Source organism: Hydrogenophaga laconesensis (assembly GCF_031457235.1).
GTDB lineage: Bacteria > Pseudomonadota > Gammaproteobacteria > Burkholderiales > Burkholderiaceae_C > Hydrogenophaga > Hydrogenophaga laconesensis.
On record NZ_JAVDWE010000002.1, the window covers coordinates 301,344 to 315,855 of the forward strand.

General features: G+C 66.2%; 13 protein-coding genes. 7 read left to right on the forward strand and 6 right to left on the reverse strand.

The window, feature by feature from the left end:
- Nucleotides 1–95: 95 nt before the first annotated feature.
- Nucleotides 96–398, reverse strand: coding sequence for an RNA-binding protein (locus J2X09_RS05795; protein WP_204732707.1), 303 nt, complete (start codon nucleotides 396–398; stop codon nucleotides 96–98).
- Nucleotides 399–679: 281 nt separating this feature from the next.
- On the opposite strand from J2X09_RS05795, the gene J2X09_RS05800 reads away from it, so the two are divergent.
- Entirely contained in the window at nucleotides 680–3,580 is a 2,901-nt protein-coding gene (locus tag J2X09_RS05800) for a sensor domain-containing protein (RefSeq protein WP_310307712.1), read from the forward strand.
- Between the two features lie 15 nt (nucleotides 3,581–3,595).
- On the opposite strand, the gene putA is transcribed toward J2X09_RS05800, so the two are convergent.
- Nucleotides 3,596–6,571: a bifunctional proline dehydrogenase/L-glutamate gamma-semialdehyde dehydrogenase PutA gene (putA, locus tag J2X09_RS05805; protein WP_204732706.1), complete on the reverse strand. Its 2,976-nt coding sequence runs from the start codon at nucleotides 6,569–6,571 to the stop codon at nucleotides 3,596–3,598.
- 95 nt (nucleotides 6,572–6,666) lie between these two features.
- Between putA and J2X09_RS05810 the strand changes: the two genes are divergently transcribed.
- Both J2X09_RS05810 and J2X09_RS05815 read left to right on the forward strand, forming a co-directional pair.
- Entirely contained in the window at nucleotides 6,667–7,137 is a 471-nt protein-coding gene (locus J2X09_RS05810) for an Lrp/AsnC ligand binding domain-containing protein (RefSeq protein ID WP_204732705.1), read from the forward strand.
- Nucleotides 7,138–7,206: 69 nt separating this feature from the next.
- The gene (locus J2X09_RS05815; RefSeq protein WP_204732704.1) at nucleotides 7,207–7,752 is read left to right on the forward strand and encodes a DUF3617 domain-containing protein; all 546 of its coding nucleotides are present in this window, start codon (nucleotides 7,207–7,209) and stop codon (nucleotides 7,750–7,752) included.
- Here the strand turns inward: J2X09_RS05815 and J2X09_RS05820 are convergent.
- Nucleotides 7,736–8,455: a YggS family pyridoxal phosphate-dependent enzyme gene (locus J2X09_RS05820; protein WP_204732703.1), complete on the reverse strand. Its 720-nt coding sequence runs from the start codon at nucleotides 8,453–8,455 to the stop codon at nucleotides 7,736–7,738. The two genes, J2X09_RS05815 and J2X09_RS05820, sit on opposite strands and share 17 nt — an antisense overlap.
- A gap of 39 nt (nucleotides 8,456–8,494) precedes the next feature.
- Here J2X09_RS05820 and J2X09_RS05825 point away from each other — a divergent pair, with 39 nt between their 5' ends.
- The 3 genes from J2X09_RS05825 to J2X09_RS05835 all read left to right on the forward strand — a co-directional run bounded on the left by J2X09_RS05825 (nucleotide 8,495) and on the right by J2X09_RS05835 (nucleotide 11,717).
- Nucleotides 8,495–9,538 (forward strand): type IV pilus twitching motility protein PilT, encoded by a 1,044-nt coding sequence (locus tag J2X09_RS05825; protein ID WP_204732702.1) that lies wholly within the window; start codon nucleotides 8,495–8,497, stop codon nucleotides 9,536–9,538.
- A gap of 25 nt (nucleotides 9,539–9,563) precedes the next feature.
- Nucleotides 9,564–10,700, forward strand: a complete 1,137-nt coding sequence (locus J2X09_RS05830) for a PilT/PilU family type 4a pilus ATPase (protein ID WP_204732701.1) — start codon at nucleotides 9,564–9,566, stop codon at nucleotides 10,698–10,700.
- A 114-nt stretch (nucleotides 10,701–10,814) separates the two neighbouring features.
- A complete protein-coding gene (locus J2X09_RS05835) occupies nucleotides 10,815–11,717 on the forward strand; it encodes an NAD(P)-dependent oxidoreductase (RefSeq protein WP_204732700.1) in 903 nt (300 codons plus the stop codon).
- Between the two features lie 112 nt (nucleotides 11,718–11,829).
- On the opposite strand, the gene J2X09_RS05840 is transcribed toward J2X09_RS05835, so the two are convergent.
- Genes J2X09_RS05840 through J2X09_RS05850 form a run of 3 tightly spaced genes read right to left on the reverse strand, consistent with a single transcriptional unit; the run spans nucleotide 11,830 to nucleotide 13,586 of the window.
- Nucleotides 11,830–12,492 (reverse strand): BON domain-containing protein, encoded by a 663-nt coding sequence (locus tag J2X09_RS05840; protein WP_204732699.1) that lies wholly within the window; start codon nucleotides 12,490–12,492, stop codon nucleotides 11,830–11,832.
- On the reverse strand, nucleotides 12,489–13,109 hold the full coding sequence (locus J2X09_RS05845; protein ID WP_204732698.1) for an SIS domain-containing protein: 621 nt from the start codon (nucleotides 13,107–13,109) through the stop codon (nucleotides 12,489–12,491). Before J2X09_RS05845 ends, J2X09_RS05840 begins: the two co-directional genes overlap by 4 nt.
- A 36-nt stretch (nucleotides 13,110–13,145) precedes the next feature.
- Nucleotides 13,146–13,586 carry a YraN family protein gene (locus J2X09_RS05850; RefSeq protein WP_204732697.1) on the reverse strand — a complete coding sequence of 147 codons (441 nt, stop codon included), beginning with the start codon at nucleotides 13,584–13,586 and terminating at the stop codon, nucleotides 13,146–13,148.
- Between J2X09_RS05850 and rsmI the strand changes: the two genes are divergently transcribed.
- Nucleotides 13,574–14,509, forward strand: coding sequence for a 16S rRNA (cytidine(1402)-2'-O)-methyltransferase (gene rsmI, locus J2X09_RS05855; RefSeq protein ID WP_204732696.1), 936 nt, complete (start codon nucleotides 13,574–13,576; stop codon nucleotides 14,507–14,509). The genes J2X09_RS05850 and rsmI overlap by 13 nt on opposite strands.
- Nucleotides 14,510–14,512: the final 3 nt, after the last annotated feature.

Below are 14,512 nucleotides of genomic sequence, written 5' to 3' on the forward strand. Positions count from 1 at the left end.
GGATTCTGCGCGGCCGCAGGGCGCGCAGGGGTCAATCGGGAGACAGGGCGAGGCAAGCGCCCGAGGCCATGAAACGCCGGGCGTGGGGACCGCGATCAGTAGATGTCGGAATCGGCCCACTGGGACGACGGGCCGTCCTCGGCCGCCACGGGCATGTTGAGGTTGAGCACGAACACCACCTCGCCGCCGAAACGGCCCACGCCCAGGCTCTTCATGAGCACCTGCTCCTGCTCAGGCCGCTCCATGCGAAGGAAACAGATCGCCTGTTTGGTGCCCTCGTGCATGGCGGTCAGGATGTCGAGCCGCGTGATACGCCCGAACTCGCTGCACAGCTGGTGCAACGCGGACTTCAGGCTGGCCACGTCACTGTATTGCCTGAGTTCTGCGAGTGTGCTCACAATCAACCCTTCCTGGTTCGATGATGGCGATGCGATGGGACCGGAGGTTCAAAACGACAGCCTTGCGCCTGCATGGCCCGATGTTAGAACATAAGCAACAAGATCCAACATTTTCGTTACAAACTTTCCCCACATTTGGGGAGGCCGTGCAGAAGTTCACGCGTCAGAGGACAGCTTGGGCACGGCGGATGTACGTCCGATGACAAGCCGTCTGTATGCTGCGCCCTGGACCGAACCGATACCCCACCCCCATGCGCCCCGCTCCCGACAACCGCCCCCCCTTGAACGCCGAACCGGCCTCCGAGCGCACGGGCGCCTGGATGGTGCCCACCCAGCGCAGCGAACTGGACCGCCTGACGCAGATGGCCGCGCAGTTCGCGGCCGCCGACGCCGCCTTGCTGGTCGACATGTCGCACGAGCCGCCCTTGCTGCTGGGCTCGCACGGCCTGACGCCTGAAGAGACGACACAGTCACTGGGGGCCTGCGCACCGCTACTGAAAACCAGGACGGACAGCGAGCGCGTGCTGGCCGAGGCCGAAGCCCCTTTCCGGTACAGGCACTGGCTGCCGGTGTTCGATGTAGTGGGGCAATCGGGCCTGCTGCTGCTGGGCCGCGACGCCCGGGAGCCCGTCAGTGACGCCACACTGCAGCTGCTGGCCCAGCATGCCGCTGACGTGCTGGCGCTGGCGCGCCGCTGTGAGCAGAGTGAGCAATACAACGCCAATGTGCTGCGTGAGAGCGAAAGCCGGCTGAATCTGACCGAACACACCGCGGGCGCGGGCAGCTGGTCGCTGCAGCTCTCCACCCGAGAGGTGGTCCATTCGGACGAGTTCGCCACGATCCTCGGCCTGACCGGCCGTCACCAGATCCGCAGCCTCGAGGATATGGTGCAGCGATATGCCCCGGAGTGGCGCAACGGCATCCGTCAGCGGCTGGAGCGTTGCGCGCAGCAAGGCGAAGGGTTCGACGAGGAAATCCAGGTCGTCGTCGATGGCGGCGTGCCCAAATGGGTGCGCACTGTGGGCACCGCCGTGCGACGCGCCAACGGGCAGATCGTGCGCATCCAGGGTGCGATTCAGGATATCTCTGCCCAGAAGCAGGCGCAGCAGGACACACTGCGCCTCGCCATGCGACTGACCACGACGCTGGCCAGCATCACGGAGGCGTTCGTCACGCTGGATCGACAGTGCTGCTTCACCTACCTCAACCAGGAGAGCGAGCGGCTGCTGCAGAAGAGCACAGCAGATCTGCTGGGCCTGGAAGTATGGCAGGGCTTCAGCGCCGGCCTCGCTCAGCGCCTCAAGGACCAGCTCACCAGGTCGCTCAACACGAACCGCCGCGTGGAACTGGAAGACTTCTTCCCCACGCTGGGCAAGTGGCTGGAGGTGCGGGCCTACCCCTTCGCCGAAGGCCTCGCCGTGTACTTCCGTGACGTCACCGAACGGCGCCGCTCGCAGGAACAGCTCATGCTGCTGGAGACCAGCGTGTCCCGGCTCAACGACATCGTCGCAATCGCTGAAACCGGCGCAGGCACCAACGACACGGAACCGCGCATCGTGTTCGTGAACGATGCATTCGAACAGCACACCGGTTACAGCCGCGCGGAGGTGCTGGGGCAGACGCCGCGCATGCTGCTCGAGCTGGACCCCGCCATCCCGAAGCTGCGCGAGCTCGCGCTGGGCCTGCAGCAGACCCAGCAGGCGCGCACCGAGCTGATGGTGCGGCGAAAGAATGGCGCGATGTTCTGGGTGGAGCTGGAAGTGGTGTCGGTGCAGGCCACCGCCGAAGAGGTGACGCACTGGGTGGCAGTCGGGCGGGATATCACGCAGCGCAAGACCGCCGAGGACATGATCCGCCACCTGGCCTTCTACGATGCGCTGACCGACCTGCCCAACCGGCAACTGCTGCTGGACCGCCTGCAGCAGGCCCTGGCCGCGAGCGCCCGCTCTGGCCAGCATGGTGCACTGATGTTCATCGACCTCGACAACTTCAAGATCCTCAACGACACGCTGGGCCACCAGATGGGCGACCAGTTGCTGCAGAAGGTGGCGGCGCGTCTCACCAAGAGCGTGCGCAAGACCGACATGGTGGCGCGATTGGGTGGCGACGAGTTCGTGGTGATGGTCGACGACCTCAGCACCGACCCGGATGCCGCCGCCTTCAAGGCGACCGCACTCGCCGAGAAGGTGCTCAACACGCTGCGCGAGCCGTTCCAGCTCAACGGCCACCAGCACTTCACCACACCCAGCATCGGAGTGACCTCGTTCAACGGGCAGCAGAACGACGTGGGCGAGCTGCTGAAGCAGGCCGACCTGGCCATGTACCAGGCCAAGTCGCTGGGGCGCAACACGCTCTGCTTCTTCGACCCGAACATGCAGGCCACGGTGACCGCCAATGCCACGGTGGGCTCCGATCTGCGCGTGGCACTGAATGAAGAGCAATTCGTCGTTCATTACCAGCCCCAGGTGGACCGTGTCGGCGTGATCACCGGGGTGGAGGCGCTCGTGCGCTGGCAGCACCCACAACGCGGCCTCATCTTCCCGGCCGATTTCATCCCGGTGGCCGAAGACACCGGGCTCATCCTGCCGCTGGGCCAGTGGGTGCTCGAGAAGTCCTGCGAACAGCTCGCGGCCTGGGCCGACCGGCCGCAGACTTCGAACCTGAGCATCGCGGTGAACGTGAGCGTGCGCCAGTTCCGCCACCCGGACTTCGTCGACATGGTGATGGCGGCGATCACGCGCACCGGCATCCGCCCGCACCGGCTCAAACTCGAACTCACCGAAAGCCTGCTGGCCGACCGCATGGAGATCACCATCGACAAGATGGGCATGCTCAAGGCCCTGGGCGTGACGCTCTCGCTCGACGACTTTGGCGTCGGCTACTCTTCGCTCTCGGTGCTCAAACGCCTGCCACTGGACCAGCTCAAGATCGACAAGGGCTTCGTCGCCGACGTGCTGACCGACCCGAACGACGCGGCGATTTCGCGTGCCATCATCGCGCTGGCACAGAGTCTGAGCCTGCAGGTCGTGGCCGAAGGCGTGGAAACCCAGGAGCAGCGCGATTTCCTGGCCTACCAGGGCTGCGACCAGTTCCAGGGCCACCTGTTTGCCAAGCCCTTGCCCATCGAGGCGCTGGACGCGCTGCTGCAGAACCCCACGGCCGGCATGCTGGTGCTGGCGTGAACGCAAGCCCCCCGTTCAGCCCGTGAACAACGCCACATTGCCACCGGCTGCCGTGGTATTGATGGTCAGCGTCTGTTCGGCGCAGAAGCGCGGCAGGTAGTTCGGCCCACCTGCCTTCGGGCCCGTGCCACTCAGGCCTTCGCCACCGAACGGCTGCACGCCGACCACGGCACCGATCATGTTGCGGTTCACATAGACATTGCCCACGCGTGCAGCCCCCGCCAGCGCCTGCGCCCGGCTGTCGATGCGGGTCTGGATGCCGAGCGTGAGGCCATAGCCCAGGGCGTTGACCTGCTGGATGACGGCCATCGGATCACCCGTCCAGCGCACCACCTGCAGCACCGGTCCGAAGATCTCCTGCGTCACTTCGGTGATCGACCGTACCTCGAACATCTGCGGCGCCACCAGGTGTGGCAGCGCCGTGGAGGGCGCGGATGCCAGCAACGGTTTGGCTTCGGCGGCGAGGCGTCGAAGGTGGCGCGCGATGCCATCAAAGGCGTCGGCATCGATCACGGGCCCCAGATCGGTCGCGAAGTCACCGGGGTCGCCGGCCACGAGTTCGTGCGCCGCACCACGGATCATTGCGATCACGCCATCGGCCACGGCCTCGTGCACACACAGCAGGCGCAGCGCCGAGCAACGCTGGCCCGCACTGCGGAAGGCGCTCTGCGCCACTGCGTCGGCCACCTGTTCGGGCAGCGCGGTGCTGTCGACCAGCATGGCGTTGATGCCACCGGTCTCTGCGATGAGGGGCACGATGGGGCCGTCTTTCATGGCCAGGGCGCGCTGGATGACCTTGGCCACCTGGGTCGAGCCGGTGAACACCACGCCGGCCACGCCCGGCTGCGCCACCAGGGCCGCGCCCACGGTCTCGCCCGGCCCGTGGAGCAACTGCAGGGCGTCGGCAGGCACACCGGCCGCGCGCAGCAGGTTCACCGCTTCCTGAGCGATGGCGGGCGTCTGCTCAGCGGGCTTGGCCAACACGGTGTTGCCTGTCACCAGCGCGGCCGCCACCTGGCCGGTGAAGATCGCCAGCGGGAAATTCCAGGGGCTGATGCACACCCAGGCACCCCGCCCTTCCAGTCGCAAGGTGTTGCTCTCGCCCGTGGGACCTGGCATGTTCTGCGGCGCCATCACGCGCCCGGCCTCGTTGGCGTAGTAGCGCAGGAAGTCGATCGCCTCGCGCACTTCGGACACCGCGTCGCCCCATCCCTTGTGCGCCTCCTTCACCAGCAGCGCACACAGACGCGGCATCTGCTGCTGCATGGCGTCGGCGGCCCGGCGCAACGTGGCGGCGCGCTCGGCCACGGGCGTGTGGTTCCAACCCGAGAAGGCTTGCACAGCCCGCGCGACGGCCGAGGCGGCGCTGGCCGCGTCGGCTTCGGGAACGGCGGGCACCACCAGCGCGGCATGCGCGGCCAGCAAGGGTTCGCGGTGAGCCACCACGGCCAGGTCCAGGCCTTGGCTGTTGGGCCGCGCCGCGCCATAGAGAGCCGGTGGCAGCGGCAACCCCGACCCGGCCACCGCATCCGGCAGCGAACACTCCAGCGGCGACACCAGCAGTTCGTCCATGCCCACCGATTCGTCGGCCAGCTGGTGCACGAAGGACGAGTTCGCACCGTTCTCCAGCAGGCGGCGCACGAGGTAGGCGAGCAGGTCGCGGTGCGCACCCACCGGCGCGTAGACGCGGCACGACACGGCCGGGTCCTGCAGCACCTCACGGTAGATGCCTTCGCCCATGCCGTGCAACCGTTGCAGCTCGAAGGTGGCGGACGACCCGGTCGCCATCTGCAGGATGGCGGCGATGGTGCCTGCGTTGTGCGTGGCGAACTGTGGGTGAATCGCGTCGGGCGCATCAAGCAGCGCGCGCGCGCAGGCCAGGTAACTCACATCGGTGTGCGGCTTCTGCGTGAACACCGGGTAACCCGGCAGACCCAGCTCCTGCGCGCGCTTGATCTCGGCGTCCCAGTAGGCGCCCTTGACCAGGCGGCACATGAACTTCACGCCATGCCGGCGGGCCAGCACCGCCACATGGTCGATCAGTTCGACCGCGCGCGTCTGGTAGGCCTGCAGCGCCAACCCGAAACCCTGCCACTGCGGGCAACGTTGGGCCACCTGTGCCGCCAGGGCCTCGAACACGTCCAGCGAAAGCTCCAGGCGATCCACTTCTTCGGCGTCGATGGTGAGGTTGAGATTGGCGCGGGCGGCGGCTTCGCACAGCGACCACACGCGCGGCACCAGTTCGCGCATGACGCGCGCATGCTGCGCGTCCTCATAGCGGGGATGCAGCGCACTGAGCTTGATGGAGATGCCATCGTTGCGGGCGGGATGCTGTTGCGGATCGGCGCTGCGGGCGATGGCGGCAATGGCATGCTGGTAGCTGGCCAGGTAACGCAGGGCATCCTCATCGGTGCGAGCGCCTTCACCCAGCATGTCAAAACTGAAGCGCAGGTTCGCCTGGCGCTTGCGGGCCGAGGCGGCCTCTTTCATGCCCTCCTCGATGGTCTGCCCCAGCACGAACTGGCGCCCGAGCAGTTGCACGGCGCGCAGCGTGGCCGCCACCACGGTCTTCGCACCCAGCTTGGCCATCAGGCCTGGCTCGCCACCGGCCTGGGGCAGGAAGTGTTTCGACATCGCGATGGCGGTGGACGACAGCCGTGCCAGGGTGGAGTCGGCCGCACCGTCGAAATCGGCACGACCCAGCTGATCGGCGGTGAGCGCGATCGCGGTCTCGGCATCCGGCACGCGCAGCAACGCCTCGGCCAGGCGCATCAGCGCGAGGCCTTCGGCACTGGAGATCGGGTACTCCTTGAGCAGGCTTTCCATGGCCCAGAAAGGCGGCGGGTTCTCGCGCACGGACCGCACCCAGGGTGCGGCCTGGTCGGCCGCGGCGGTCCAGTCCAGTCCACCCTGCAAGGCACTCAGGCGCTGGGCCAGCACCCCGGCTTCCGGGCGATAGGGAAAGGGCAGACGGTCTTGGGCACGCGGCATGAAAACTCCGAAGAATTGGTGAATGCACGCATGGTGCCGCTCGATTCACAAAATTTTTCACCAAACAACAAATCGTCAACCGGATAATTCACTACATGCCCGACATCCAGGAACCCGACCGGATCGATCTGAAAATCCTGCAGCTGCTGCAGGCGGACGGCCGATTGACCAACCTCAAGCTCGCCGAAGCGGTGGCGCTGTCCCCCACCGCCGTGCTGGCGCGCACCCAGCGCCTGCAACGCGATGGCTACATCCTGGGTTACGAAGCGCGGCTCAATCCACTCCTGCTCGGGCGCGGCATGATGGTCTTCGTTGAAGTGCTGCTCGACCGCACCACGCCCAACGTGTTCAACGAGTTCAAGGCGGCCGTGCACGTGCGCGACGAGATCATGGAATGCCACATGGTCGCCGGTGGCTTCGACTACCTCCTGAAGACGCGCATGGCCGACATGGCGGCCTACCGGGAATTCGCGGGCAACGTGCTGTGGCGGTTGCCGGGTGTGCGTGAGACGCGCACCTACGCGGTGATGGAAGAGGTGAAGAACAGTTCGCGGCTGCCCTTGTGACGCAGTGCCGTCGCCGTTGACACGACGGCACCGCGCAGCACAATGTGGCGCTTCACCACCGGAGCCGCCATGTCCCGCACCACCCGCATTTTGCTGTTCAGCGCCCTCTTCCTCTCCGCCGCCGCGCAGGCACAGACCATCAAGCCCGGTCTGTGGGAGATGAACCAGAAGATGGGCGGGAATCCGCAGATGGACCAGGCCATGGCGCAGATGCAGCAGCAGATGGCCAGCATGCCACCCGCGCAGCGCAAGCAGATGGAAGAAATGCTGGCCAAGCAGGGCATGAGCATGCCATCGGCGGGCGCGGGCGGTGGCATGGCCATGAAGATGTGCATCACGCCCGAGATGGCCGCCAAACAGGACATGCCGATGCAGAGCGAAGGTGACTGCACCAGCACCGTCACCTCGCGCAGTGCGAACGCACTCAAGATGAATTTCGTCTGCAAGAAGCCGCCGTCGTCCGGCGAGGGCACCTATACCTTCAGCGGCGACACGGCCTACACCATGAAGATGGTGGTGAACACCACGCACCAGGGCAAGCCGCAGACCATGACCATGGATGGCTCAGGCAAGTGGCTCTCGGCCGATTGCGGCTCGGTCAAGCCACGGAAGTGAGCTTGAGCGGCCGGTCGCCGAACACGGCGCGGCCCACGCGCACCATGGTCGAACCGGCCGACACGGCCGCTTCCAGGTCGTCGCTCATGCCCATCGACAGCGTGTCGAGCGCGAAGCCGTCGGCGTTGAGCTGATCGAACAGCGCACGCGCCTGCAGGAACACCGCGCGCTGTGCCTCGAAGGTGGGAGCGGGCTCGGGAATGCACATGAGGCCGCGCAAGCGCAGATTCGGCAGCCTCGAAACCGCCTCGGCCAGCGCCGGCAGCTCAACCGGTGTCACACCGGACTTCGTGAGCCCTCCATCCACATTCACCTGCAGGCACACCTGCAATGGCGCCAGCGCTTCCGGGCGCTGTTCACTCAGGCGTTCTGCGATCTTGAGGCGGTCAACGGACTGCACCCAGTCGAAGTGCGTGGCCACCGGCCGTGTCTTGTTGCTCTGCAAAGGGCCGATGCAGTGCCATTGCGTTGGCATTGACGCAACACCCGGCTCGCGCAACGCGAGGATCTTCTCCACGCCTTCCTGCACGTAGTTTTCGCCAAAACACCGCTGGCCGGCGGCCTGCGCCTGACGAACGGCATCCGGTCCGAAGGTCTTGGAAACCGCAAGCAAAACCACCTCACGACCATCGCGCCCAACCTGTGAACAAGCACGTGAAATGCGCTCTTTCAAGCCTTGGAGATTGCGTTCAATGGTGCTCATAATCCGACGTCATACCTCAACACCGCATGGGACTCTGGGATGGATATCACCCAACTGCTTGCCTTCAGCGTCAAGAACAAAGCATCCGATCTTCACCTCTCCGCCGGTCTGCCACCCATGATACGGGTGCATGGTGATGTGCGCCGCATCAACGTCGAACCGCTGGACCACAAGCAGGTCCACGGCATGGTCTACGACATCATGAACGACAGCCAGCGCAAGCAGTACGAAGAGTTTCTGGAGTGCGACTTCTCGTTCGAGATCGAAGGCCTGGCGCGCTTCCGGGTGAACGCGTTCAACCACAACCGGGGTGCGGGCGCGGTGTTCCGCACCATCCCGAGCAAGATCCTCACGCTCGAGCAACTCAACGCGCCCAAGATCTTCGCGGATCTTGCACTGCGGCCACGTGGCCTGGTGCTGGTGACAGGACCGACCGGCTCGGGCAAGTCCACCACGCTGGCCGGCATGGTCAACCACCTGAACGAAACCGAATACGGTCACATTCTCACGGTCGAAGACCCGGTGGAATTCGTGCACGAATCCAAGAAGTGCCTGGTCAACCAGCGCGAAGTCGGGCCCCACACGCTGAGCTTCGCGAACGCACTGCGGTCGGCACTGCGCGAAGACCCGGACGCCATCCTCGTCGGCGAAATGCGCGACCTTGAAACCATCCGGCTGGCCATGACGGCCGCCGAAACCGGGCACCTGGTGTTTGGCACGCTGCACACGTCGAGTGCCGCCAAGACCATCGACCGCATCATCGACGTGTTCCCCGCCGAAGAGAAAGACATGGTGCGCGCGATGCTGTCCGAATCGCTGGTGGCCGTCATCTCTCAGACGCTGTGCAAGACCAAGGACGGCTCGGGCCGCGTGGCAGCGCACGAAATCATGCTGGGCACCAGCGCCATCCGCAACCTGATCCGCGAGGCCAAGGTCGCGCAGATGTATTCGGCCATCCAGACCGGCAACAGCGTGGGCATGCAGACGCTGGACCAGAACCTGTCCGAGCTGGTCAAACGCAACGTCATCAGCCCGGCAGAGGCTCGGGGCAAGGCCAAGATCCCGGAAAACTTCCCGGGCTGAGCAGGGCAGGTAACAGGGGAGATTCATGGAACGCGACCAGGCATCGAAATTCATCAACGATCTGCTGAGGCTCATGCTCAGCCGCTCGGGCAGCGACCTGTTCCTCACCGCCGATTTTCCACCCGCCATCAAGGTGGACGGCTCCATCGTCAAGGTGTCGCCACAGCCGCTCAACGCCACGCACACGCTGGCGCTGGCGCGATCGATCATGAACGACAAGCAGGCGGCCGAGTTCGAACGCACCAAGGAGTGCAACTTCGCCATTTCGCCGCCAGCCATTGGCCGCTTCCGTGTGAATGCCTTCATTCAGCAGGGCAAGGTCGGCCTGGTGCTGCGGACGATTCCCGCCGTGCTGCCCACGGTCGACAAACTCGGCTTGCCCCAGGTGCTCAAGGACGTGGCGCTCTCCAAGCGTGGCCTGTGCATCCTGGTGGGCGCCACGGGTTCGGGCAAGTCGACCTCGCTCGCGGCCATGGTCGACTGGCGCAACGAGCACACGCATGGTCACATCATCACCATCGAGGACCCGGTCGAGTTCGTGCACCCGCACAAGAACTGCGTGGTGACGCAACGCGAAGTGGGCCTGGACACCGACAGCTGGGAGGCCGCACTGAAGAACACACTGCGGCAGGCACCCGACGTGATCCTGATGGGCGAAATCCGCGACCGCGAGACCATGGAGCACGCCATCCAGTTCTCCGAAACCGGCCACCTGTGCCTGGCCACGCTGCATGCCAACAGCGCCAACCAGGCGCTGGACCGCATCATCAACTTCTTCCCCGAAGAGCGCCGCGCCCAGTTGCTGATGGACCTCTCGCTCAACCTGCGCGCCCTCATCTCGCAGCGCCTGGTGCCACGGCAGGACAACAAGGGGCGCCATGCCGCGGTCGAGATCATGCTGAACTCGCCACTCATCTCCGACCTGATCTTCAAGGGCGAAGTGGCCGAGATCAAGGAGATCATGAAGAAGAGCACCCAGATGGGCATGCAGACCTTCGACCAATCGCTCTTCAACGCGTTCGAGGCCAACCTCATCACGCTGGAAGACGCACTGCGCAACGCCGATTCGCTCAACGACCTGCGCCTGCAGATCAAGCTCAACAGCCAGCGCGCCAAGTCACTCGACCTGGCCGCCGGCACCGAGCACCTCACGATCATGTAAAAACACCCCCGCGCGCCGCGCAGGCGCGCGTCACCCCCTCAAGGGGGCAATGCCCGCGGCCTGGGCAAGCCAGTTCCGCGGCATTTCTGGAACACACATGAAAGACCTCTCCGCATGAGCAGCATCACTGAACGCACCTACGAATCCACGCCTGCCCGCAAGGTCGCCTTCATCGGCCTGGGCGTCATGGGCTACCCCATGGCCGGGCACCTGGCGCGCGCCGGGCACAACGTCACCGTCTACAACCGCTCCAGTGCGAAGGCGGCGGCATGGGCGGCGGAGTTCGGCGGTGCGCACAAACCCACGCCGCGCGAAGCCGCCCAGGGGGCCGACATCGTGTTCGCCTGCGTCGGCAACGACGACGACCTGCGCTCGGTCACGCTGGGTGCCGACGGTGCGTTCGCGGGCATGTCGCCTGCGGCCGTCTTCGTGGACCACACCACCGCCTCCGCCGATGTGGCGCGCGAGCTGTACAGCGCGGCCAGAGCGCTGGGCATTGCCTTCGTGGACGCCCCGGTATCGGGCGGCCAGGCCGGCGCGCAGAACGGCGCACTCACCGTCATGTGCGGTGGCGATGCAGCGGCCTTCGAAACAGTTCGCCCCGCCGCGATGGCATTCTCACGCGCCTTCACGCTGATGGGCGCCAGCGGCTCGGGCCAGCTCACCAAGATGGTCAACCAGATCTGCATCGCGGGCCTCGTTCAAGGGCTCTCCGAGGCGATCGCGTTCGGCCAGAAAGCCGGTCTGGACATGAACCAGGTGCTCGAAGTGATCGGCAAGGGCGCCGCCCAGAGCTGGCAGATGGACAACCGTGGCAAGACCATGGTGGCCGACAAGTTCGACTTCGGTTTTGCCGTGGACTGGATGCGCAAGGACCTGGGCCTTGTGCTCGACGAGGCCAGGCGCAACGGCGCCCGGCTGCCCGTGACTGCGCTGGTGGATCAGTTCTACGCCGACGTGCAGGCCATGGGCGGCCGGCGCTTCGACACATCGAGCCTGATCAAGCGGTTGAAATAGCCCCCTGCGCCGCCTGCGACGTCACCCCCTCAAGGGAGCAACACGTGCCGCTCCGATGGAGCCGGTTCCACCGTGTTCTGGAAGGCGCCGCCTCGGCAGCTCCCCCCGGTTCTTAACGGGTGCCGCTGTTCGCCGGTGCGGGCTGCTTGAGTGCGCCCAGGTTCGCGAGTTCCTGCTCGGAGATGATCTCGAACACGCGCACCACGCGCGCCACGCTCTGCGTGTTGCGGGCGATGTCGGTGGCACGGTCGGCCTCGCGCTGCGTCACGCGACCCATCAGGTACACCGTGCCGCGCTCGGTCACCACCTTGAAGGCGCTGGCGGACAGGTCCTTCGCGTCCACCAGCGAGGCCTTCACACGCCCCGTGATCAGGGTATCGCTGGCGCGCTCCTTGAGCGAAGGGCTGCTGGTCACACCCAGCTCGTTGATCACTTCACGCACGTTTTCAACGCCCGAGACGATCTGCGTGATCTTGGTCTTGACCGCCTCGCTCGAGGCTTCGCCAGTGAGCAGCACGCGGCGGTTGTAACTGGAGATCGCGTACCGTGCATGCGCGTCGCCCAGCTCGTCCTTCAGGCGGTTGGAGGCACGCAGTTCGATGCCCTGGTCATCGAGTTGCGCACCCGAGGTGCGGCGGTCCACAGCGACCAGCGCGGTCACCGCAGCGCCCCCCACCACGAGGGGGGCGCATGCACTCAGCGTGGCGCCGAGGGCGGCGACAGCCAGCGTGGCGGCAGCGATGCGTTGCAGGGAAGCGGTGGTTTTCCGGGTCATGAAGCACTCTCCAAATGGGTATGTGACGCGTCGGGCAGGCCCAGCAACTGGGCATCCACACCGTCGCAGATGCAGTGCAGCACCAGGTGATGCACCTCCAGAATGCGTGCCGGCAGCTCGTGCGGCACACACAGGTGAACGTCGGTATCGCGCAGTTGCTGCGCCAGGCGACCGCCGCGCGCGCCCGTGAGCGCGACCACGACCATGTCCCGCTCGTGCGCCGACTCGACAGCGGCGAGCACGTTGGCCGAGTTGCCGCTGGTGGACAGCGCCAGCAGCACGTCACCGGCCTGCCCGAGCGCGCGCACCTGCCGGGCGAACACAGAGCGGGCATCGAAATCGGTGGCGACGCCGGTGAGGACAGCGGCATCGGACGCGAGAGACAGCGCCGCCAGCTCGGGGCGTTCGCGTTCGTAGCGGCCCATGAAACTCGCGGCGAAGTGCTGCGCGGCAGCGGCCGACGCACCGTTGCCGCACGCCAGCACCTTGCCGCCGCCGGTCACGCAGGCCAGAACGGCCGCGATGGCCGATTCCACCAGCGGGGCCAGGGACTGCGCACACTGGTATTTCAGGTCGGCGCTGTCGATGAACTGTTGCTGGATGCGTTGCAGGAGCATGGCGCGATCATAGCGGTGAGGGGTGTTTCAAAATGATCAGAAACTGAACGAGGCGTCGAAGGCAGCCTTCAGCCACTCGATGCGCACGGGTGAGGGCCCGTCAAACGTGCCCTCGATGAGCACCACATCGAAGCGGCATGGAGGCTCTGAGCCGAGCCGGAGCAAAAAGTGCCGCGCCGCGAACACAATGCGCCGCTGCTTCACGCCTGTGATGCTCGCACCGGCCCCGCCCTGCCGCTGGCTGGCGCGCAGGCGCACCTCGATGAAGACCAGCGTGCCGTCGGGCTCGCGCATAATCAAATCGACCTCGCCACCACCCCGCCCGGGTGTTCTGAAATTGCGCTGCACGAGTGACAGGCCGTGGCGCTTCAGATGCGCGAGGGCTGCACTTTCGGCGGCGTCGCCCCGGCTCTTGGTGGTCTGTTGCGCCGCGCCCTTCCGGGCGGACGCCCCTGGTTTTCTGGATGTCCACAACATTGTCTGCAAGCACTCCATCCCTGCTGGCCGCCGCCCGTGATGCGGCGGGGCACCAGCATTATCCGCAGGGCGCGCTGTACATGGTCGCCACCCCGATCGGCAATCTGGCCGATATCGGGCTGCGCGCGCTGCAGGTGCTCTCGCTGGTGGACACCGTGGCCTGCGAGGACACGCGCCACACCGCCACGCTGCTGCAGTCGTATGGTCTGCACAAGCCGCTGCTGGCCCTGCACGAGCACAACGAGGCGGAGGCGGCACAAGCCGTGGTGCTGCGCCTGCAGGCCGGTGAGCGCATCGCCTACGTGAGCGATGCCGGCACACCGGGCGTGAGCGACCCGGGGGCGCGCCTCGTGGCGGCCGTTGCCGCCGCCGGGCTGCGCAGCCTGCCGATCCCCGGCGCCAGCAGCATCACGGCGCTGCTCAGCGTGGCCGGCCACAGCGGCTGGGACGGCCGCTTCGTCTTCACCGGTTTTCTGTCGCCGAAGGCCGCAGAGCGCCAGCGTGAAGTGCGGCAGATCGCCGCCGATGCACGCGCCTGCGTGCTGCTGGAAGCACCGCACCGCATCGACGCGCTGGCCCGGGATCTCGCCACCCTGGGGCCACGCACCCTTACCGTGGGGCGCGAGTTGACCAAGCAGTTCGAGGAGATCGCATCGCTGCCGGCACAGGACCTGCCCGCCTGGCTGCAGGCCGGCACGCACCGCACCCGCGGGGAATTCGTGTTGATGGTGCACCCGCTGGTCCCCGGTGCGGCCGACGCCGAGGCGATGGACCCGGCCGCCCTGCGCACGCTCGACCTGCTGCTGGCCGAACTGCCCCTGAAAACCGCCGTGCGCCTGTGCGCGGACATCACAGGCCAGCCACGCAACGCCCTGTACGACGCCGCGCTGGCCCGGCGCCAGAATGGCGCCGCGGAAAACTGAGGT

Bases quoted from the DNA above. Each gene is read 5' to 3' on its own strand.
- rsmI (WP_204732696.1), top strand. From the start codon at position 13,574: ATGTCCACAACATTGTCTGCAAGCACTCCATCCCTGCTGGCCGCCGCC.
- J2X09_RS05820 (WP_204732703.1), bottom strand. From the start codon at position 8,455: ATGAGCACCATTGAACGCAATCTCCAAGGCTTGAAAGAGCGCATTTCA.
- J2X09_RS05830 (WP_204732701.1), top strand. From the start codon at position 9,564: ATGGAACGCGACCAGGCATCGAAATTCATCAACGATCTGCTGAGGCTC.
- putA (WP_204732706.1), bottom strand. From the start codon at position 6,571: ATGCCGCGTGCCCAAGACCGTCTGCCCTTTCCCTATCGCCCGGAAGCC.
- J2X09_RS05810 (WP_204732705.1), top strand. From the start codon at position 6,667: ATGCCCGACATCCAGGAACCCGACCGGATCGATCTGAAAATCCTGCAG.
- J2X09_RS05825 (WP_204732702.1), top strand. From the start codon at position 8,495: ATGGATATCACCCAACTGCTTGCCTTCAGCGTCAAGAACAAAGCATCC.
- J2X09_RS05815 (WP_204732704.1), top strand. From the start codon at position 7,207: ATGTCCCGCACCACCCGCATTTTGCTGTTCAGCGCCCTCTTCCTCTCC.
- J2X09_RS05850 (WP_204732697.1), bottom strand. From the start codon at position 13,586: ATGTTGTGGACATCCAGAAAACCAGGGGCGTCCGCCCGGAAGGGCGCG.
- J2X09_RS05845 (WP_204732698.1), bottom strand. From the start codon at position 13,109: ATGCTCCTGCAACGCATCCAGCAACAGTTCATCGACAGCGCCGACCTG.
- J2X09_RS05840 (WP_204732699.1), bottom strand. From the start codon at position 12,492: ATGACCCGGAAAACCACCGCTTCCCTGCAACGCATCGCTGCCGCCACG.
- J2X09_RS05835 (WP_204732700.1), top strand. From the start codon at position 10,815: ATGAGCAGCATCACTGAACGCACCTACGAATCCACGCCTGCCCGCAAG.